The sequence below is a fragment of the Streptomyces sp. NPDC044061 genome (assembly GCF_056434305.1).
On sequence record NZ_JBWKFL010000001.1, the window covers coordinates 1 to 20,208 of the forward strand.

Genomic DNA, 20,208 nt, shown 5'->3' on the forward strand with positions numbered 1-20,208 from the left:
GCGGTAGTACAGCTCCCGGCCGTCCTTGCGCGCCTCGCGGGCGGCTTCCTCCCAGTCGGCGAGGAGTTCACCGAGTTCCTTGCGCACGGCGTCGGGGGGGGGGGGGGGGGGGGGGGGGGGGGCACCCCCCCCCCCCCCCCCCCCCCCCCCCGCCGCATCACCCCTCCTCGCGCAGCCGTGCCGCCAGGGCGGTCAGCGACTCGGTCGCCTCGGTGTGACCCAGGGCGGTGAGGCGGGAGACCGCGGCGTCGAGGCGGGCGAGGGCCGGGGCGGGGCGTTCCAGGTAGATGCCCTCCACGGCACCCGCGAGACGGACGCACTCGGCCCACTCGCCGGCGTCGTCCTCGTCGGGCCCGGGTTCGCCGAGCAGGGTGAGTGCCTCGTCCAGGGCGGCCAGGGCGGTCTCGTGCTCGCCGGCGTAGGCGTTGACCCGCCCGTGTTCGTAGGCCAGGGCGCTGTCCAGAGAGCGGCCGCGGGCCTCGTACCCCGCGGCGCGGGCCTCGTCGGCGATCCTGCCCGCGTCGGCGAGGAAGGCGAGGGCGTCGGCCAGGCCCTCGGATCCCTGCTGCTGCGCCTGGAGGCGGGCGAGTTCGCGCAGGCAGCTGCTGAGCTGCTCGTAGCGCGGTGCCCGGGCGTGGGCGGCGAGGGCCTGGTCCGCGGCCTCGCGGGCCTGGCCGAACTCGCCGGACTCGCCGAGGAGCACGGCGGTCTCCGCGGCGATCATGGCGTGGCTCCCGGGATCGTCGTCCCAGCCGGCCGACTCGGCCGCGAGGGCGACGAACTCCGCCGTGGCGACCTTGAGGTCCTCCCCCGCGTGCAGCGCGCGGCCGCGGGTCAGGCGCAGCTGGGCGACGAGCCGGTCGTCCAGCTCTCCGGCGGCGACGTCCGGTTCCGCCAGCAGGGAGTCGAGCAGCGCGATGCAGTCCTCGACGCGGCCCAGGTCGAGGCTGAGCTGGGCCGCGTTGCTGTAGGTGCAGAACGCGTCCGTCCGGCTGCCGCGACGCAGTTCGAGCTCCGCGGAGCGCGTCAGGTGCCGCAGTGCCTCGTCGGGGCGGCCCAGGTGCATGCAGGCCTGGGCCAGATCACCGTGAAGGCGGGCGGTGTCGACCGCGTCGGACGGCCAGTCGGCGGCCAGTCGCAGGCTCTCGGTCAGGTCCGTGTGCGCGGCCTGCGCGTCCTGGAGGCCGAGCTGGAGCCGGCCGCGCAGTCCGAGCGTGCGGGGCAGGTGCCAGGCGGGGCCGTGTGCCTTCAGCCGGTCGAGAAGGGCGTCGATCCCGCTGATCGCCGCGGGCAGGTCGCCGGAGACGGCGTACGTGCTGCTCCGCAGCAGCAGGGCGCCGGAGACCTGTCCGGCGATGTCGTGCCGGGTGGCGAAGTCGAGCAGCAGGTCCACCTCGGCGAAGACCGGCGCGACGTGCTCCTCGTTCCTCGACGTCTGCAGCCGCAGGCCGAGCGCGGTCGCCCGCAGCCGCAGCAGACGGGCCTCCTGGTACGGGGCGAGGCCGGGCGTCTCCTCGTGCAGCCGGACGAGGGCCGCGTGCGCGGCGGTCAGCGCGGCGGCCTTCGCCTCGGGTCCGTCGGCACGCTCCGCGGGGATCTCGGCCGCGGGGAGCACGGCGCAGGCGCGGGCGAGCGCCGCGTGACCCGGCGCTCCGGCCTCGTCGTACAGGTGTGCGGCCTCCTCGTGGAGGGCGGCGGCCCGGTCGAACTCGTCCTTCTCGCCCGCCCGGCTCGCCTCGTCGGCCAGCAGGTCCGCGCGCAGCCGTACGAGCGGTCCCACGGCGGGGTCGTCGGGGTGGACGTGGTCGGGGGCGGCGACGAGCGTGCGCAGCCGAGCCCAGCAGGCCGCCGCGTCCGGGTGCCCCTGCTCGTCCAGCGTCCGGGCCCGGACGACGAGTTCGGGCAGCGGCTCGGGGACGGCGGCGGCCGTGCGGGCGGCCGGCGCGACGACCGGGGCCACATCGTCGAGGCCGCGGGTGCGCAGGGTCAGTTCCAGCGCGTCCAGGAGGGGAGCACGGTCGAGGCGGGCCCTGCGGCGGTCGCTGTGGGCCGTGGTTCCGTTGCGGGCGTCGAAGCGGGCGGCGAGGTCGTCGGCGCGGCCACGCACCTCGGCGCGCAGGCCGGCCACCGTCCAAGTGCGGCCCGCGTATCCGGCGGCGGGCAGTTCGCCGTGGCCGAGGAGCTCGACGCGCTGCAGGAGGACCTCCACGCCGGTGAGGAAGCCGAGCAGGTCCAGCGGCGAGTCGACCTCCTCGAACAGGCTCCGGTTCTCGGCGAGCAGTTCCAGGCCGCGTGCCTCGTTGCCGGTCAGCGCGCAGAACTCCAGGTGCCGGCCGACCTCCGGGGACATCGAGGGGTTGCGGCGGCAGGCGCGGTGGCCGGAGAGGTGCAGTGCGCGGGCCCGGTCGGTGCGGCCGGTGCGCAGCAGGGGAAGCAGCGCGTAGGAGACGGAGCGGGCGGGCTCCTCCTGGCAGGATTCCTTCCCGTCCAGGACGGGCTCCCAGGTGCGCAGCGCCCGCTCGTCGTCGCCGGCCGCGAGGTGGTACAGGGCGCGCTCGCAGATCTCGCAGGCCTCGCAGTCGCTGAGCCTGGTGCGGGTACGGCCCGCCCACAGCTCGTAGGCGAGGGAGGTGTCCTCGCCGACGTGGGCGGCGAGCTGGTACGCCTGCCCGTAGTAGGGCTGGAGGCCGAGGTCGGCCTTCTCGTACCGGTCGCGCATCTCCGTCAGCCACTGGCGCAGGCTGGCCAGCGGAATCTCGGGCAGCGCGCGCAGGGCGTTGGCCACCCACTTGAACCGCCAGAACAGCGTGTGGCGCAGGCGCTCGTCGAAGACGTCGGGCTGCTCGTCGAAGAGGGTGAGCAGGCGGGCGAAGACGACGGGCGACTTGCGGGGTTCGGAGCCGTACGTGTACGCCTCCTGCAGTTCCAGTAGGGCGCGGACGAGCGGAACGGCCTCCGCGAACTGCTCGGCGGCGTCGACCAGTTCCTCGGCCGTGACGGTGCGGATTCGGCCGTAGGGGCGCCGGTCGTTCTCCTGGAGCGCCCGGTACAGCTCGTCGGTGGTCTGGGGTGCGGTCGGCATCGTCAGCTGTCCTTGCGCAGGGCGTGGGCGAGAAGGTCGAGGAAGGAGCGGTTGATGAGGCTCGATTCGGCGGGCCTGAGCGGGCGCCGAGACAGCATCGCGGCCTGCCCGTAGAGGGCTTCGGCGCTGGTGCGGGCCAGTTCGGGCTCGTCGATGCCGACCGCGGTACGGACCAGCGGATTGAGCTGGTTGAGGATCAGCTGGGCCCGCGGAGCCTCCTGGCGCAGGTGGCCGAGGATGTCGCCCCACACGCCGCCCTGCTGTTCGCGGGCGAGCTGGGAGCGGGTGCGCTCGTGCCGGGCCTCTCGGCTGTCGAGGAGGAGGGCGGGGGCGGAGGCGGGCTGGAAGGTGCGCAGCGCGACGTCGCAGTCGAAGACGGCGAGGGCGTCGCGGGCCAGGGCGAGGTAGGCCGCGGCGGCCAGTTCCGTCTCCCGGTCGACGGGGTCGAGGTGGGCGGTGAGCGTTGCCGGGTCGAGGTCGGCGACGCTGACCTCCGGCCTGATCTCCGGCAACCGGTGGACCAGTTCACGGTCGTAGGTGTAGCCGCCGTTGACGACGCCGAGCCCGGCGGCCGAGGCGATCGCCGCGACCTGCCGGAACTCCTCCACGCTGGATGTCACGAGCACGGTGCGGTGGGTGCGCGCGAACTCGTCCAGCGTGGCGTGTCCGTCGGTGGTCTCGAACGGCAGCCACGGCAGCAGCATCCGCAGGATCTCGTCGTCGTGCACCGCCAGCGACTTCACGGCCAGGTGGTGGACCTGGAGGAAGCGGGCGAGCAGGTCCGGGTCGCCGGCGGCGGTCCGGGCGATCCACGCGCGCAGCCGCTCGGCGAGGGCGTCACGGACCGCGGCTAGGGTGTCGTCCTCGTACAGGGACTCGCGGGACGCCGTCGGGCGCAGGCTCTCGGCGTCGACGACGCAGCGGACGAAGAACGCCCACTCGGGCAGGATCTCCTCGGCCTGCTCGGACAGCAGCATGCCCTTGACGTGCACGCGGTGACCGTGGCGACGCCCGGCCGGCACCGCCTCGGGGAGCACGCACGCGATGCCCTTGAGGCCGACGGCCGGAAGGTCCAGCTCGACGGTGTCCAGCGGCGTGAACCCGAAGACCTCCTCGCCGTACGCGGCCAGCGCGCGGGAGCGTGCGCCCGGCGTGGGGTACGTACGCGCCCAGGGTGCGGGCTCGGGATTGACGAACACGCCCGGGCCGCCCGTGCCGTCGTCGAAGGTCACCGGGTGGCGCAGCAGGGAGCCGAAGTGCCGGGCCAGCGCGTGCACCTGGGTGGGCCGGGTCCATTCGCCCGCGTCGGCGCGCGGCGTCAGCGTGACGGTGGTTCCGGGCCGGGGGCGGGCGGCGGCGGGCAGGGTGCGGACGGTGTAGCTGCCGTCGCCGCGTCCCCGCCACTCCACGGCGGCGGCGTCGGGGGTGCGAGCGGAACGGCTCACGACGTGGATCTCGTCCGCGACCAGGAAGCAGGAGAGCAGGCCGATGCCGAACTGGCCGATGAAGTCGGCGCGTTGCTCGGCGATCTGCTGGGCACGCTTGCTGCTGCGGCCGATCGTGGCGAGGAAGGTGTGCACGTCGTCCTCGGTGAGACCGACACCGTCGTCCTCGACGCGTACCACCGAGCCGTCGGCGTACAGGCGGACACCGAACGCGTCGGCGGGGGCGCCCGGTTCGAGACCGTGCCGCGCGGTCAGCGCGTCCACCGCGTTCTGGAGGAGTTCGCGCAGGTAGACGCGGGGGCTGGAGTAGAGGTGGTGGGAGAGGAGATCGACGAGGCCGCGCAGATCCACCTGGAAGGTGCGGTCGGCGCCGGCCGGGCTCGAAGGAGTGTCGGGCAGAGTCATCGGGCAGTCCGGGGTGAGGTGAGCGACGAGTGGCTGGTGGGGCGGCGGGTTCAGGCGTTGCGCCGGGCGCGGGCGTACATCGTTTCCGGCTGCGCCATGTAGCTCCATGGCGACGGGGTGTAGGCACCCTGGAGCTCACGGAAGACGCGCGGCATCGCGATGCGCTCGGAGGCCAGCGACAAGGCCATGGCGAAGATGTTGAAGTCCTCCTGCCAGCCCGGGCGACGCACGTGGGCGGGGTGGAGGATGCTGCGCTCGGCCGCCTCCAGCAACTCGTCCTGGATCTCGGGGGCTCTCAGGCAGTTCATTCGGTCGGACTCGACCCAGTCCTCGATGTGCGCCGTGGCGATCACGCAGCCGAGGCGATGCCCGTCGGGCGCCCCGGCGAACGCCTCACGTGCGAACGCCAGGGCCTCGCCCTGCTCGCCGCCCCAACGGGGCTGCAGCTGCGACACCCACTCGATGTGGGTCTCCAGGTCCAGCGGGTCACGACGCAGGGCGGCGTCGAGCCGGGTCTCGTTGACGGTGGGGCCCAGCGACATGCCGCGGCCGGAGGTGAGCAGGCGGCGCCAGGGCGTGACCCATTCCGGCCGCAACTCGGCGGCCTCCAGCAGCTGCTCCTCGGCGATGTGGAGCCGTTCATGGAAGACCCGCCACTGTTCCTGCGTGACATGCACGGCATCCGCGCGGGTGCGCGCCTCCCAGCCCCAGGTGACGTGCCGCGCCCCGGATATCAGCAGGGCCGTCGCCCGGTGCTCCTTGTCCTCCTCGACGGCCCGGCCGATCCAGTCCTGCACACCGTCCAGGTCGGCCAGCTCACCGAGGACCTGATGGTCGCGGCCGAGGTCGAAGGGGGCCAGCGCAGCCTTGACCGCCTCCCAGTCACCGGCGCCGGCCGCCTCCACCAGCGCGAGTACCCGCGCGTCACCGAGCGCGCGCAGCGTGTACATCCCGTTCTTCTGCCGGCGCGGGACGGGAAGGGCGTACGGATCCGCCGCCGGTCTCCCCGCACCCCTGCCGAACAGCCTGTCGAACATGCCGCGCCCTCCCCAGGTTCCGCGTGATCTTCGGTGCAGCATAGGCGGCCCCACCGACAGCGCTTCCACAGGGTTTCCACCAGCGCTTCACGGGTTCGGAGCCGCCCCCGCACCCCCTACGGGCCCAGCCGACCATGCGCCGTCCGGCCGTCGAGCGGAGCCTCGGCGCCGCTCTCACCGCGCGTGGAATTCGCCACAATGTGTCCCTTAAAGAGGACGAATGCGTAAAAGTAGTTCTTTGCAGCCGGTTGCGCTCCCCCGACGACCGGCTCCGGGGATTCAACGACCAGCGGCATGGGAGAAGCGTTTGATCACGGCACGTAAGCGACGCACCGGGCTGATGACCACGGCCGGCGTACTCGGCGGCGTACTCGCACTCACGGCCCTCGGCGGCACCAGCAACGCCGCGACCGGCGGCAACGACACCGCGAACCAGCCGAAACCGCAGGCGCAGGGAGATCAGGCGGGCGCCCAGGACGCCTCCGACGCCCGAATAGGGATCACTCCCGGGCCGGGTGCCTACAGCGTCGGGGTCAACGACCCCGTCAAGGTCACCGTCGGCAACGGCAAGCTCACCAAGGTGACCATGACCGCCGTCGCGACCGGTACCGAGGTTCCGGGCAGCCTGTCCGCGGACGGCACGTCCTGGACGGCGACCGGCCGGCTGGAGCGGGCCACCAAGTACCTGGTCGCCGCGGAGGCCGAGGACGCCAAGGGCCGCTCCGTCACCTCGAACGCCACGATCACCACGGTCTCACCGGCCAACGACTTCCTCGGGCACCTCTCCCCCGAGGACGGCTCGACCGTCGGCGTGGGCATGCCGGTGACGGTCAACTTCTACAAGGCGATCAGCAACAAGGCCGCCGTGGAGTCGGCGATCCAGGTCAGCTCCAGCAGCGGCCAGCGGGTCGTCGGTCACTGGTTCAACGACCACCGCCTGGACTTCCGCCCCGAGAACTACTGGAAGCCCGGCTCCACCGTCACCGTCACGCTCAGCCGCTACGGCGTCCAGAAGACGGTCACGTTCAAGATCGGCCGGAGCCAGATCAGCACCGTCGACGCCAGGACGAAGCAGCTGACCGTCGTGCGGGACGGCAAGACGATCAAGACCATCCCGATCTCGTCCGGCAGCCCCGAGCACCCGACGTACAACGGCCGGATGGTGATCTCCGAGAAGTTCCGGCAGGTCCACATGAACGGTGCGAGCGTCGGCCTCACGGAGAAGGACGGCAAGCCCTCGTACGACATCAAGGCCGTACCGCACGCCATGCGCCTGACCGACTCGGGCACGTTCATCCACGGCAACTACTGGGGTGCCGACTCGGTCTTCGGCAAGGTCAACACCAGCCACGGCTGCGTGGGCCTGAAGGACGTCAGGGGCGGCGGCGACAGCAGCCGGCCCGCCGCGTGGTTCTTCGACCACTCGATGATCGGTGACGTCGTGATCGTCAAGAACTCCGAGGACAAGACCGCGTTGGCCCCTGGCAACGGCCTCAGCGACTGGAACATGCCGTGGAGCGAGTGGGTCGCGGGCAGCGCGACCGGCTGACGCCACACCTCCGACGCACACGAACCTGAATCCCTTCCGCAGGCGGCGGCCGACACCATGTCGGCCGCCGCCTGCGGCGTCGGAGCGCAAGAGCCCCTGCGAGGCCCTCGACGAGCTCCCCGGGACACACCAACTTCCTCACGCATCGCGCCCCATACCTAACAGTGAGTGAGGAAGAGCCGTCGAGGACAGGGCGGGCGGCACCCTGGAGGAGGAGGTGTGACGGCAGGAGAGGAGGCGTGATGCGAACCAGCGACGAGATCTATCACCAGGTCCGCTGGGACCCGCGGTTCGACCCGGCCCGGTTCGTGCTGGGGATCAGCGAGCGCGGGGGTGCCTTCCAGCGCATCCCCCTGACGTCGTTCGTGCCCGGCGGCGACATCCCGTGGCACCGGGTGGTGTTCATCGAGGCGGACGGCTGGGTGGTCTGGGACCGGGCCACGGGCGTGGACCGCATCGACGCCTCGGGCGCCGGCCGGGTGCGGGACCCACAAGCGGAACCGAGTTCCGACACGCGCTTCGGCGGGGGCGACCCCGTCGGCGTCCTCGGCGTCTCCCCGACGGCCCGCACGGCGGTGGCCTGGATCCCGCCGGCGGAGCTGTGGCCGCCGATCCAGGACATCCGCCAGGACTACGATCCGCAGATCCACCGCTGGCCGCCGCACGTCAATGTGCTCTTCGGCTTCGTGCCGGAGTCCGCATTCGAGCGGGCCGCCCCGCTGCTCGCCGCGGCGACGGGCGAGACGCCGGTCTTCACCGCCCGGCTGGAGGGGGTGCGCACCTTCCGGCACAGGGCGTACTCCACCGTGTGGCTCGACCCGACAGCAGCCGGAGAGGGCCCGTGGGCCGAACTGCACCGCGTCCTGCAGGAGCGGTTCCCCCGCTGTCGTGGGCCCAACGAGGACTTCACCCCGCATCTGTCCCTGGGCCGGACCCGGGATCCGCGGCGAGTCAGCGCCGACTGCGCCGCCCGGCTCGACGCCATGACGGCGACAGTCTGGGAGCTCGTCCTGCTCTCACGCAGGGGCGAGGGGCCGATGCGGCCACGGGCCACGGTCGCCCTGCGCACGGGCGAGGTCCGCCGGCTGCCCGCACCCGGCCTCGAAGCGCCTGGCCCGGAGGACACGGCATGGCTCTCCGAGATCACCGACAGGTGAGGCCGTGGTCAGGTCGGGCAAAGCGCCGCCGGGGATTCAGGTCGCACGGGCGCGGTGTTCGAGCCGCCACCGACGAGCATGCGGTGCTCGCGGATCCACCTCACCAGTGCGGGCTCGCCGCGCAGTTGGCCTGTCCCTGAGCAGCGGAGCGCCGGGCGCGCACCGCCTCAACACGGACGGGACCGGCTCCGGTCGGTTCGCCGCTCGACGGAATTCCTGGTCGAGGCATGGCGATTGCGCACCAGCCCGCTGGTGACGGCCGCGGGCGCGATGCCGTCCCCCGTGCTGGTGGCCCTGTCCCCACTCGCGGGACCGGGACGGGCGCTTCGGAATGAATGCAAAGGACAACGGTTCGATCTCTGTACGCGCCAGGGGCTGACACCGGGGTCCTGGTGCGCGATAACGTGCGCGCTCGGCCCGATCATCGCACCGTCCAGGGACTGTCATGCCTGATCCTTCCATGCCGCCGGACGACCGGCCGGCGTCGTCCGTGACCTCCCGTGTGACGGCCGAGTCGCGTGCCGGGTCCTTGAGGCGGCGTCTGGTGCTGTCGTCCGTGCTGCCGCCGGGCGTGGTCGCCGTGGCCGGTGCGGTGGCCGCCGCGCTGGTCCGCGACGGCCATCTGGACCGGGCGGACCAGGGCGCGGTGTTCGGCGGAGTGGCGCTCATCAGCACCGTGGCGGCCGGGATCGCGGGCATACGGGCTTCGGCGGAGGCACGAGCAGTCACCAAGCACTGGGCGGAGCTGTCCCGCTCAGCCGACCGAAACCGTGCCGAGCTGGCCGAGCTGACCCGTGCCACAGCCGAGGGCAGGGCGGAACTGGAGTCGCTGTGCCGTCGGTTGCGGGCCGGGGAGCGGCCTGTGCGGCGCCGGCCGGAACTGCCGCCGCAGACCGGCCCGGACGAACTCTCCCGCCTCGGCTTCGAGATCGCTGTGGCCCGGCACGAGGCGGAGGCAGCCCTGCTGGAGACCGCCGCTTCCGCGGTCGGTGCGGAACACAACTCCCGGCTGGAGCAGTTCGAGGTGTTCGCCAATCTGGCGCGCCGCCTGGAGTCCCTGGTGCACCGCGAGATCGGCCTGCTGGACGACCTGGAGAACGAGGTCGAGGACCCCGACCTGCTCAAGGGGCTGTTCCGGGTGGACCATCTGTCCACCCGGATCCGCCGGTACGCCGAGAACCTGGCCGTGCTCGGCGGCGCGAACACCCACCGCCAGTGGACCCGCCCCGTCGGCCTGACCGACGTGCTGCGTTCCGCAGTCGCCGAGATCGACCAGTACGCCCGGGTCAAGCTGGTCCCGCCCGTCGACGGAACGGTCAGCGGCCACGCCGTGGTCGACGTCGTCCATCTGCTGGCCGAGCTGCTGGAGAACGCGACGGTCTTCTCACCGCCCCAGACCACCGTGCACGTGCGGGTGGAGCCCGTCGCCGCGGGGGTGGCGATCGAGGTCGAGGACCGGGGCCTGGGCATGTCCCCGGCCGAGCGCAGCCAGATGAACACCGTTTTGAGCGCACCCGGCAAGGTCGCCCTCGGCGAACTGCTGCAGGACGGCCGGATCGGCCTGTACGTGGTCTCCGTCCTGGCTCAGCGGCACGACATCGCCGTGCAGTTGCTGAGCAACGTCTACGGCGGCACTCAGGCCGTCATGGTGCTGCCCGAGGCACTGCTCGGCCCGCAGCCGACAGCTCCCGCGCCGGCGCACCACACCGTCCCGACCCCCGACGCGGAGCCGCAGGACCCGGTGGAGCCCGAGGCGGCGGACCCCCGGGCGACGGAGACGACCGCCGTTGCGGATCCGCACGTGTCCGATTCCGGACCCGAGCCCGCCCCTGTCCCCTCCGACGGCGAGGACGACCGTCCGCGGCTGCCTCAGCGCCGCCGCCAGGACCACGCCGCCGAAACCGCCGAACTGCCGCACCCGGTCCGCGGCACCGGTGCTTCGGAGGACATCGCACACGACCCGGGCCTGATGGCCGCGTTCCAGACCGGACTACGCAGGGCCGAGGAAGCGGAGACGCCCTGATGGCCGATGCCGCCCTGAAGGCCCGGGGTCCGTGCAGCATGCCGTTTCCTTCTGTCGAAGAGGAGTACACGATCGTGGCGAGCGAAGACCTTTCCTGGCTGTTGACGGGTCTGGTGAACCGGGTGCCGCACACCCGAAGCGCCTTGTTGCTGTCCTCGGACGGGCTGGTGAAGGCGGCGGAGGGGCTCGACAAGGACGCCGCGGACCAGTTGGCCGCGCTCGCCAGTGGGCTGTACTCGTTGGCGCGCAGCGCGGGCCGGCACTTCGACGACGGCGGTGACGTGCGACAGATCGTGACGGAGCTCAGCACCTCGCTGCTGTTCGTCTCGTCCGCCGGGCACGGCGCGGTACTGGCGGTGCTGGCCGGACGCGACGCGGACGCGGCGGTACTGGGCTACGAGATGGGGATGATGGTGAAGAGCGTGCGCCCGCACCTGGCCACACCGCCCCGGCACCCGGTGGGGTGACCGATGACGCCGGTCCTCCCAGACGGACCGCAGCTCGACGAGGCGGCCGGGCGGCTGGTCCGTCCCTACACCGTGAGCGACGGCCGGACCAGGGCCACGTCGCACTTCACGCTGGTGACCACGGTGCGGGCCACTGGCGCCCAGACGCAGGGCGCTTTCGGCCTGGAACACGCGCAGGTGCTGGCGCTGTGCGAACAGCCGGTGAGCGTTGCCGAGGTCGCGGCCCGGATGCAGGTGCCCGCCGCCGTGGTCAAGGTACTGCTGTCCGATCTGGCCGAGGGAGGCGCGGTGGTCGCAGGTGATGCACCCCCGGCGCCCACGGGCCACTCCGCACGACCTGATCGAGACCTCCTGGAAGCGGTACGCGATGGCCTCCTCAAACGACTGTGACCCGCTGCCCGCCGAAGTCCTGCCGGTGGGAGTCAAGGTGCTGATCGCCGGCGGGTTCGGCGTGGGAAAGACCACCTTCGTCAACGCGCTCAGCGAGATCGAGCCGCTGAGCACCGAGGAGATGCTGACCGCCGTCAGCGCGGCCACGGACCGGCTGGACGGAGTGGAGAACAAGGCCACCACCACGGTGGCCCTGGACTTCGGCCGGATCACGCTCAGTCCGTCACATGTCCTGTACCTGTTCGGCACGCCCGGGCAGGAGCGCTTCTGGTTCATGTGGGACGAACTCTCCGAGGGAGCGCTCGGGGCGGTGGTTCTCGCCGACACCCGCAGGCTGGAGCACTCCTTCGCGGCGGTGGACTTCTTCGAGCGGCGCGGCATCCCCTTCGTCGTCGCCGTCAACGAGTTCGACGGGGCTCACCGCTACCGCGGGGAGGAGGTGCGGACCGCGCTCGACCTCAGGCAGGAGGTGCCGGTGGTGCTGTGCGACGCCCGCGTCCAGAACTCGGGCATACGCGTGCTGCTCGATCTGATTCAGCATCTGATCACGACAAGGAGTTCCCATGGCAGCGACACCGACCAACCCACCGTCCGGGCCTGAGTCCGGGATCGCCCTGCGCCATCTGCTCCTCCCGCCGGAGGATCCACAGGTGCGGGCCCGGTCCGAGCGGCTGCGCGAGCTGGGTATCCGTGCTCGCCCGGATGCCGAACTCGACGCCTTCGCGCGAGAGCTGGCCCAACGTACCGGCGGCTGCTACGCCGGGGTCAACTTCTTCCTCGACGCCGACCGCCAGTACTTCGCGGGGTTGTACAGCGCCGCGCAGGACACCACGGCCCACGTGGGGCCGCCGTTGCTGGAGGACCCGGTGCCCGGCCGCGTCATGCCCCGCGACATCGACATGGGCATCTGCCCGCACGTGGTCAAGCGCCGCCGGGCGCTGGTGCTTGAGGACATCCGGGACTTCCCGCGGTTCGCCGGCAACCCGGTCGTCGACGCGATCGGCGTCCACTCCTACCTGGGCGCACCGCTGATAGACAGCACCGGCGTGGTGCTGGGCACGATCTGCGTGGTCGACCAGGACCCACAGCCGTGGGGGCGCCAGGGGCTGGAGACCATCAAGGCCATGGCTGCCGAACTGGTCGAGCGGCTGGAGGAGTCGGCGCACCGCCGCACCTGACCGGCACCGCCGGACCCGGGCGCGGCCGTCCTGCACCCGGCAGCGGCTTGGCCACTCATGCAAAAAGCCTGGTCAGAGCACTGACCAGGCTTTGTGAAGAAGTGTCCGAGGGGGGACTTGAACTCTCCTCTCGGGCACCAGCCCACAACTGCTCTGACCTGGGGAAACGCCCGTCGATAGGCTCCATGTCGGCGGGCGTTTCTCCTGTTCTTTCCTGCTGTTTCAGGCCCTCTCAGGCCCCTGTTGGTCATGCGTTGGTCACGTGACCAACCCTCCTCGGAGGCTTCCGCCCCTGGTCAAGCTTCCCGGACGTCCCCACGGGGCTACGACGCCCAGTCTGCACGGCGTATGTGACCACGTACCGGGGGTGGGCTGGGACGGTCGGGACCTGTTTATGCAAGGACACGCATAGTCGCTTTCACGCATAGACGCGTAGCGTCACCCCCTCTACCGTCGTTGGACGGGCGGCCCAAACGGGGCCAGAGCAAGGGGGTTTGACATGTCCGAACGTTCGGCACTCACCCGGCTCACGGGCAACGGCAACGGCGAGTGCGGAGAGAAGGACTGCCCGAACGTGTACCGCACGGCGACCGGATCGTTCGTGGTGCAGGGCGACGTGTCCGACGCCTTCACCCCGCCCGCTGGTGAAGGGCTTGTGGAAATCCCGGAGGCGGTTCTCAGGGAGGCAATCCGTGCACTTGGATGGTGACGCGTGGAATGACTGCTTCGATTCCATGGAGCGTGAGGCGTGGCGGCTGGAAACACTTCCCGTCTACACCATGCCCCAGGAAGCGGAGAAGCTGAAGCGCTTCCTCGCCGGGGAGAATTCTCCGGACGATTACACGTCGGCCTGGATGGATGAGGTCCGGCAGTGGGCCTCGGAAGGAAAGGGCGTCGGCAGGGTACACATCGTGACCCGCCCGCTCTCCGACTACCTTCGGTTCGAGTTCGAGTACTACTACCGGCACCACGTGAAGGCGGGCGAGGACATCCGCATTCTCGACCTCACCGACCGGGAGAACCCCGGACTGCCGGACCAGGATTTCTGGATGTTCGATGAGTCCAAAGTGGTCCTGATGAACTACCGGGGAGACGGGACGCAGATAAACCGGGAACTGTACGAGGGCGACCCGGAGCCGTACCGGCAATGGAAACGGATTGCCGTTGCCGAATCCGTGCCGTTCCTGGAGTACGTGAGCAGCGGGTGACGTTCGATCCTGAACAGCTTGGGCAGCCGAAACAGGAACTTGCTGCCCTGCTGAAAGAACTACGCAAGCGAGCCGGCCTCACTGGGGACCGGCTCGCTCGGCGTTGCAACATGTCCCAATCGAAGATCAGTCGGATCGAGAATGGGAAAGCTCAGCCGAGTCTGCTGGATCTGGAAAGATTCCTCCGGGCCGTCGTGGCTCCGCCCGAGGTCATCGAGGAGGTCATCGCCCTTGCGAGGCTGGCCAACACCGAATGGCAAGACCTGCGTTCGCTGAGGCGTAGGGGCCTGGAGAAAAAGCAGACTGAACTTGCAGCCCTTGAATCCTCGTCTTCGGAGTTCCGCTTCTTCCTGCTCTCGATGATTACAGGGCTGCTGTCTACCCCTGAGTACATCCGGGCCAGCCTTGCCCATTCCCCGGCCGATGTCGCTAAGACGATCGCGAGGAAGCTGGAGAGGCAGGAGGTTCTTTACGACACGAAGAAGCGATTTACCTTCATCCTGACTGAGCAGGCTATTAGATGGCCGCTCCTGCCTCCGGCCGCGATGGCGATGCAGATTGACCGGCTGGCCTCACTGACCCACCTTACGAACGTGAAGTTCGGCGTCATCCCAATTGCGGGATACAAGCCCATAGCCCCGATGGACACCTTTACCGTTTATGACAACACGCTGGCCACTGTGGAGAACACGACCGGTGTCGTGATCCTGAGAGATCCACGCGACATCGAAATGCATTTGGAACTGTTCTCCACACTGGAGGGTTATGCGTTGTTCGGGAGGCGAAGCGCGAGCCTTGTTGGCGGAGTGGTCTGCCGCTTGCCGTTCATGATCTTTAGTCCATGACGGGAAAGAACTACACAGTCGCCGCTTTTCGGGTCAATGATTTCCCCCATGGCGGCGACCGAACGGCACGAAACGAGAAACCGCGCAAGCGGGCGCATGACCCTGCGGGTGTCGTACGACGGCGGTAGGGCATACGGCCCGGTGCGCACGGTGAAGGTGAACCCGCGTAACGCAGTGATCTTGGGTTCGCCGACCAAGTACCCGCCATGCGGGTGCCCTCGGTGCGCGGGGTGCCTGTCACCCCCAAGGTCGGCGTGAAGTCCGGCTTACGGCGGTGGGCGCTGCGCCCCATCAGCCGGTACGCAGGGCCGCTCTACCTGGCCGTGCTCCTCGGCGGCCTGGTCCTGGCCGTCGCCGGAGCCCCGGCGATCCGGTAGCCGCCGCGCTCGCCGCTGTCCCTTTGCTTCCTGCCGGATTCCCGGTGGGAGTTCCCGAGAAGAGAGGTAGTCCGATGGCGGAAGAGAACACCACTTCGGTGGCCCCCGAGGGGGGTGGCCTGCTCGTCGCGAAGCGGAAGATCGTGGCCGCGCGCACCCGCGCCGAGCAGGAGTCGGACGTCAGTAGCGGCCGTTCCGACGGCAACGACTGACGGGAGCGCCCACGGTGCTTGAAGCAGCCTCGTGGGCGGGGCGTCTGGGCGGGGACAGGTTCCTCGCCCAGACGTACCACCGCTCCTACGCGCACTTCCCCGGCGCCGCCGACACGGCGGGCCTGTTCTCCTGGGACGATCTGAATCGGATCATCGCCACGCAGCGGCTGGAGCCGCCCCGGCTGCGCCTGTCGGTGGACGGGGAGATGGTCCCGCTTCACCGCTACGCCATCCCGACCACGAACCGCCGCGCGGTCACCTGGTCCCGCATACAACCGTCCGACTTCCACGCCCAGCTCAAGGACGGGGCGTCGCTGGTCCTGGATGCGGTCGAGAAGATCCACCCGGCCATAGGGGCGGCTGCCGAGGGGCTGGAGCGCTTCCTCGGAACTTCCGTGCAGGCCAACGTGTACGCCTCGTGGACCGAGAGGGAGGGCTTCGGCCGGCACTGGGACGACCATGATGTCGTGGTGGTCCAACTGCACGGATCGAAACGGTGGCGACTGTGGGGGATGACCCGTGAGGCGCCCACCTTCAGGGACGTGGAGTCGCCGGAGGAGCCGGAGGGCGACCCGGTGGCGGACCTCGTTCTCTCCCCGGGGGATGTGCTCTACCTCCCGCGCGGCTGGTGGCACGCGGTCACCGCTGACCAGGGGACGGAATCCCTTCATCTCACGTTCGGCACGGTCCCGCACACGGGCGCCGACCTGATGCTGTGGGTTGTCGATCAGCTCCGGGCGTCCCTCGCGTTGCGCAGAGACATTCCGCGCTTCGGCTCGCTGGCGGAACAGTCGGACTTCATCGACACCGTGCGCCGTGAGGTGGCCGACATGATGGCGGACCCGCGCCTCGTGGAGCGATGGGCGGAGTCGATCGACACGACGGACCTGGGCCACGCGATTCCGTCCCTGCCGTACGTTGACGGGCTCCCCGCACGGGGGGAGATCACGGTCAAGCTCACCGCCCCGAGGGGTCGCCTGACGGCGAACCGCGAACACGGCACGGTCACCTTCTCGGCGGCCGGTACTGCGTGGGACTTTGCCGAGTCCGCCGCGCCTGCACTGGGCACGCTGCTGACCAACCAGCCGACCACGCTGGGCGAGATGGCCGACTCCGCCGGGCTGGAGGTCAAGGAGGTAGCGGAACTGGCCTCCGTCCTCATCGACGGCCATGCCGTCGCAGTGGTGGGGACGGCGCTGTGACCGCCGCGCTCTCCCTGGGGACATACCGTGTGCGTGCCGTCAGCCAGGCGGCACGCACCGCCCTGGCTGCCGGTAGCCCTTGGGTGGACACGGCCCCCAACTACGCCCATGGTCGGGCGCATGAGGAACTGCGCCCGGTTCTCGGGGAGTACCCGACCGTTCGGGTAGCCACGAAGACGGGGTTCTTCACGGAGGAACAAGGGAGCACCGCCCTGGCTGAGGGCGCGCTCACCCAAGGCGAGGCGGCTGGTAGGCACAGCCTTGAACGGGGCTTCGTCCGCTGGCAGACGAAGCGCTCGTTGGCCGCACTCGGGCGCGTGGACCTGGTGTTCGTGCACAACCCTGAGCACCACGGGCACGGCCTTGACCATGCTGCTCTGCACGCGCGTGTGCGGGAAGCCTTCACAGTGCTGGAAGAGTTCACCCATGCGGGCAGGACGGCGGGTACGGCGTCGCCACCTGGTCGGGCCTGACCTCCGGAGCGTTCAGCATCCCCGAGTTGCTCGCGCTCGCCCGGCAGGCGGCAGGTTCCGCCGAGCATCACTTCACGGGCTTACAGATGCCCGTGAGCCTGATCCTGGACGACGTGATCAGACAGGCCCTCAACGGCGGCGGACCGCTGGTGCAGGCGAAGGACGCGGGGCTGATCACGTTCGGCTCCGCTCCCCTGCACGGGGGCGAACTCCTGGATGCCATGACATCCGAACTGGTGAACCTCATCCGCCCCGGCTTGTCGGCCGCAGCCGCTGCCCTGCTGGCCGCTGGCTCGTGCCCTGGCCTCGATGTCGTCCTGGCTTCCGCGAGCACCCGCGAGCACTGGGACGATGTGGCCAAGGCTCTGGCTGCGCCGCTGACAGCCCAGGAACTCAGGAGGGTGACAGATGAACTCGCCTCTGAATAAGGAGGTACAGGCGCTGATGGAGGCCGCCCACGGCCGGGCGGCCAAGGCACTGGGCCTCACTTGCACAGGTCCGCTGGCATGGGGCTTCCTCGGTGTCACCCTCGGGCGCCGAGCGGGCGACCGGTGGCTACGGCTGAGCCGGACGGCGAAGAAGAACGCGGGCAGGAAGCAGGGGGAGGGCATCGTCGGCGCTTCTGAGCTGGTACCTGATGGCGTCCCCCGCCCCCGCCTGTACGCGGTGCATGACTGGACTGATGGCGAGTGGGCCTTCGGGGCGGAAGTCCTCGACTACCTCACTCAGCCCGTGGTGTCCCCGGACCGAGCCGACATCGACAACGACCCGGGGTTGCCGGATGAGTGGTGGGCGGACCTTCGCCAGGCCCTTACCCTGCTCTGTGAAGCGGAGGGAGTGAAGACCACCGTTCGAGACAGGTGGATCGAACGGGCCTTCCCCCAGTTCCTCGGTATCCCGGCCCCCGCCAAGGTGGAGCGTGTGACCGGTCACGGTGACCTGCACTGGGGCAACCTCACCGCCGCACCCCTGTGCCTGCTGGACTGGGAGCGGTGGGGTCTGGTGCCCTTCGGCTACGACGCGGGACTCCTCCACGCCAACAGCCTCCTCATTCCCGACGTAGCCGCCCGCATCCGCAAGGAGTTCGCGCCGACCCTCGACACCCCGGCCGGCCGAATCGGGGAACTCGCGGCCCTGGCCGAGATGCTGCAAGCCGTAGCCCGTGGCTGGTACCCCGACCTTGCACCCCGGCTTGTCGCCCGCGCGGAAGCCCTCACCGGTGTACGTCCACCCGTCCCGTTGCATTCGGAGGTCAGTGCCTGAGCACACCCCTGTGCGCCTATCTCAGGCGCTCTCGCCGTTGTGCCGGTACAAGGTGGCGCGGGAGAGCCCCAGGGCCTTGGCATGGCAAAGCGCGGTAACGGTCTGGGGACTCCGGTGGAGATTCCGCGTACGAGCGGGGGAGCGTAGAAGCAGGCCGCTTCCAGTGCCAGCCGTCTCGGCCTGTCATCCATGGTCTGACTAGGAAGTTCGCTCGGCTGTTGGTCACGTGGTTGGTCACGCCCAGCCGGAGAAACAGAAAAACCCCAGATCAACTGGGCCTTTGCTGGTTGCTGGTAGAAGAAGAAGTAGAAGTGGGACGTTCACGAGATCCCTTGACCAGGCGTAACAGGGCCAATTGATGTTGAGGTTCCCGCAGGCCGCATGATCACTCCCCGAGTGTATGCGCATTCAACTATTGCTGGGATGTACTTACGCCCCGTGGTGGCGACGGGGTCGGACAAGGACGGGCTTATGCGCATCGTGGATGTTCTGGAGTGCAAGGGTCTTGCCGTACGCAAGGCAGCTGCGGGTGACCGACGGGTGCGGGCAGTGGAGATCACACCTAAGGGCTGGAGCTCTTCGATACCGCCCACGTGGCGGCGGAGCCGCCGGCTGAGCGTATGGTTGCCGAACTGGGGCACGGCGAGCCCGATTGCGAGGGGTAGGCGCGCCCTCGCGCCCGTTGCCGGCCGCGTCGACGCGCGTGGCTTCATACGACTCCGCGGCGAAACGGAGACCATGTCGACGCCTTCTCCGGAGTCCAGGTGGACCTCTGCCGTCACCTGGCCGCCAGAGGCTTAATCCCGGCTGCAGCTTTCAGGCACCGCGGAGCCGATAACTGACGTAGGCGATGCGCCGAGAATCAGGTACCAGCACGGGTCGTTGATGGTCCCCTGCCCCCCCCGGAAGCGTGACCAGGTCATGTGGGGAACCCTCCGGAAGGTCGATCAGGCGCAAGACGACGCCAGGTTGGCGGGGTGCTCGACCGTTCCCGGCGGATAGCTGAGGTAGACCAGTCTGACTCTGCGACGGCTTTCCTGATCCTTCCGGGTCCTTCCGTCCCCTGCGTGTCCCCTGGCGGTCTCCCGAGAGCCCTCCCGTGGAGGTCGCCTGGGACGCCCGTCTGGATCGCCGCAGGTTGAGCGGTGGGGGAAGTCGAGGTCTCGAACTCGCCCGCAGCGTAGTGCCTTGAGTTCAGCACGGCGGAGGCGAGCTCCGGAGGCGTCGTCCGAGCGACGACGGCGTTCTTGCCGGCGACCACAGACCGTTCTTGGTTCGTCGAACGACAAGGCCGAACGAGGTGTCGGCACCGGTGAAGGTGAGCACGCGCGTGTTGCCCCGGAGAAGGTCGCCCAGGATGTCCCAGCAGCTGGACGACCGAAAGATAGATCATTACGCCCTGATCGGGGACGTGTCCGGCCGAGTCGGCCGTGCCGAGGTCCCCGGTGAAGGTCATGTCGCCCAGATCGAATCCGTGGGCGTCGCCCTGGCCAGGCCTACGGTGAACTGCACAGTGATCACGGTGTGCAGCCCTTTCCCGAGGTCTGGATTCGGAGTGCCGGATCGTACGCGCAGGACCGCGCCCCCGGGAGCAGACTGTCACGCCACTGTGGCAGCTCGTCGAGACAGGCGCCCGCAATCCAGACGGAAGCCGTGCAGCTCGGGAGCCCAGCCGCTTTGACGAACATCACGGCCGCCACCGGATCAGGGCAGGCATGGCAGCGTGGTCGGTGCCTTCCATCGTCACGATGACTTCCCGGCCCGTCGCTGTTCCCAGCCAGGTGACGAAGGCGCGAACGGGTGCGAAGGTCGTTTTGTCGACCACGTCGGAAGGATCGAAGGTGAACTCGATCTCTTCGATGTCGAAGAAGTAGCAGGTGAACCACACACCGCCG

At 69.9% G+C, this 20,208-nt stretch carries 18 protein-coding genes and 2 pseudogenes; 16 read left to right on the top strand and 4 right to left on the bottom strand.

Annotated elements, in window-relative coordinates:
* Positions 1-157 precede the first annotated feature (157 nt).
* The 3 genes from AC07CM_RS00005 to AC07CM_RS00015 are packed head-to-tail and all read right to left on the bottom strand — an operon-like array spanning position 158 to position 5,969.
* Complete coding sequence (locus AC07CM_RS00005) at positions 158-3,082, bottom strand: hypothetical protein (protein WP_478874005.1); 2,925 nt, start codon at positions 3,080-3,082, stop codon at positions 158-160.
* 2 nt (positions 3,083-3,084) lie between these two features.
* The gene (locus tag AC07CM_RS00010) at positions 3,085-4,932 is read right to left on the bottom strand and encodes an HSP90 family protein (protein WP_478874006.1); all 1,848 of its coding nucleotides are present in this window, start codon (positions 4,930-4,932) and stop codon (positions 3,085-3,087) included.
* A gap of 50 nt (positions 4,933-4,982) precedes the next feature.
* A complete protein-coding gene (locus AC07CM_RS00015; RefSeq protein ID WP_478874007.1) occupies positions 4,983-5,969 on the bottom strand; it encodes a hypothetical protein in 987 nt (328 codons plus the stop codon).
* A 340-nt stretch (positions 5,970-6,309) separates the two neighbouring features.
* Between AC07CM_RS00015 and AC07CM_RS00020 the strand changes: the two genes are divergently transcribed.
* The 16 genes and pseudogenes from AC07CM_RS00020 (at position 6,310) to AC07CM_RS00095 (ending at position 18,313) form a co-directional block, all read left to right on the top strand.
* Entirely contained in the window at positions 6,310-7,518 is a 1,209-nt protein-coding gene (locus tag AC07CM_RS00020; protein WP_478874441.1) for a L,D-transpeptidase, read from the top strand.
* A 242-nt stretch (positions 7,519-7,760) separates the two neighbouring features.
* Positions 7,761-8,597 (top strand): annotated as a pseudogene (locus tag AC07CM_RS00025) (RNA repair domain-containing protein); the annotation flags it as partial.
* 523 nt (positions 8,598-9,120) lie between these two features.
* Positions 9,121-10,698, top strand: a complete 1,578-nt coding sequence (locus AC07CM_RS00030) for a sensor histidine kinase (protein ID WP_478874008.1) — start codon at positions 9,121-9,123, stop codon at positions 10,696-10,698.
* Between the two features lie 38 nt (positions 10,699-10,736).
* Positions 10,737-11,165: a roadblock/LC7 domain-containing protein gene (locus AC07CM_RS00035; protein WP_478874009.1), complete on the top strand. Its 429-nt coding sequence runs from the start codon at positions 10,737-10,739 to the stop codon at positions 11,163-11,165.
* A 3-nt stretch (positions 11,166-11,168) separates the two neighbouring features.
* Positions 11,169-11,555 carry a DUF742 domain-containing protein gene (locus tag AC07CM_RS00040; RefSeq protein ID WP_478874010.1) on the top strand — a complete coding sequence of 129 codons (387 nt, stop codon included), beginning with the start codon at positions 11,169-11,171 and terminating at the stop codon, positions 11,553-11,555.
* Positions 11,533-12,156 carry a GTP-binding protein gene (locus AC07CM_RS00045; RefSeq protein ID WP_478874011.1) on the top strand — a complete coding sequence of 208 codons (624 nt, stop codon included), beginning with the start codon at positions 11,533-11,535 and terminating at the stop codon, positions 12,154-12,156. Before AC07CM_RS00040 ends, AC07CM_RS00045 begins: the two co-directional genes overlap by 23 nt.
* Complete coding sequence (locus AC07CM_RS00050) at positions 12,119-12,733, top strand: GAF domain-containing protein (protein WP_478874012.1); 615 nt, start codon at positions 12,119-12,121, stop codon at positions 12,731-12,733. Before AC07CM_RS00045 ends, AC07CM_RS00050 begins: the two co-directional genes overlap by 38 nt.
* A 499-nt stretch (positions 12,734-13,232) precedes the next feature.
* Entirely contained in the window at positions 13,233-13,442 is a 210-nt protein-coding gene (locus AC07CM_RS00055; protein WP_301487753.1) for a hypothetical protein, read from the top strand.
* Positions 13,426-13,941 carry a DUF6879 family protein gene (locus AC07CM_RS00060; protein WP_478874013.1) on the top strand — a complete coding sequence of 172 codons (516 nt, stop codon included), beginning with the start codon at positions 13,426-13,428 and terminating at the stop codon, positions 13,939-13,941. Before AC07CM_RS00055 ends, AC07CM_RS00060 begins: the two co-directional genes overlap by 17 nt.
* Positions 13,938-14,772 (top strand): annotated as a pseudogene (locus AC07CM_RS00065) (helix-turn-helix domain-containing protein). The gene AC07CM_RS00060 and the pseudogene AC07CM_RS00065 overlap by 4 nt, the downstream one beginning before the upstream one ends.
* A 220-nt stretch (positions 14,773-14,992) precedes the next feature.
* A complete protein-coding gene (locus tag AC07CM_RS00070; protein WP_478874014.1) occupies positions 14,993-15,163 on the top strand; it encodes a hypothetical protein in 171 nt (56 codons plus the stop codon).
* Between the two features lie 74 nt (positions 15,164-15,237).
* On the top strand, positions 15,238-15,375 hold the full coding sequence (locus AC07CM_RS00075) for a hypothetical protein (RefSeq protein WP_411952198.1): 138 nt from the start codon (positions 15,238-15,240) through the stop codon (positions 15,373-15,375).
* Positions 15,376-15,389: 14 nt separating this feature from the next.
* Positions 15,390-16,577, top strand: a complete 1,188-nt coding sequence (locus AC07CM_RS00080) for a cupin domain-containing protein (protein ID WP_478874015.1) — start codon at positions 15,390-15,392, stop codon at positions 16,575-16,577.
* Entirely contained in the window at positions 16,574-17,050 is a 477-nt protein-coding gene (locus AC07CM_RS00085; protein ID WP_478874016.1) for an aldo/keto reductase, read from the top strand. The genes AC07CM_RS00080 and AC07CM_RS00085 overlap by 4 nt, the downstream gene beginning before the upstream one ends.
* Positions 17,051-17,076: 26 nt before the next feature.
* Positions 17,077-17,478 (top strand): aldo-keto reductase family protein, encoded by a 402-nt coding sequence (locus AC07CM_RS00090; protein WP_478874017.1) that lies wholly within the window; start codon positions 17,077-17,079, stop codon positions 17,476-17,478.
* The gene (locus AC07CM_RS00095) at positions 17,459-18,313 is read left to right on the top strand and encodes a hypothetical protein (RefSeq protein ID WP_478874018.1); all 855 of its coding nucleotides are present in this window, start codon (positions 17,459-17,461) and stop codon (positions 18,311-18,313) included. Before AC07CM_RS00090 ends, AC07CM_RS00095 begins: the two co-directional genes overlap by 20 nt.
* A gap of 1,687 nt (positions 18,314-20,000) precedes the next feature.
* On the opposite strand, the gene AC07CM_RS00100 is transcribed toward AC07CM_RS00095, so the two are convergent.
* The gene (locus tag AC07CM_RS00100) at positions 20,001-20,201 is read right to left on the bottom strand and encodes a hypothetical protein (protein WP_478874019.1); all 201 of its coding nucleotides are present in this window, start codon (positions 20,199-20,201) and stop codon (positions 20,001-20,003) included.
* Positions 20,202-20,208 lie beyond the last annotated feature (7 nt).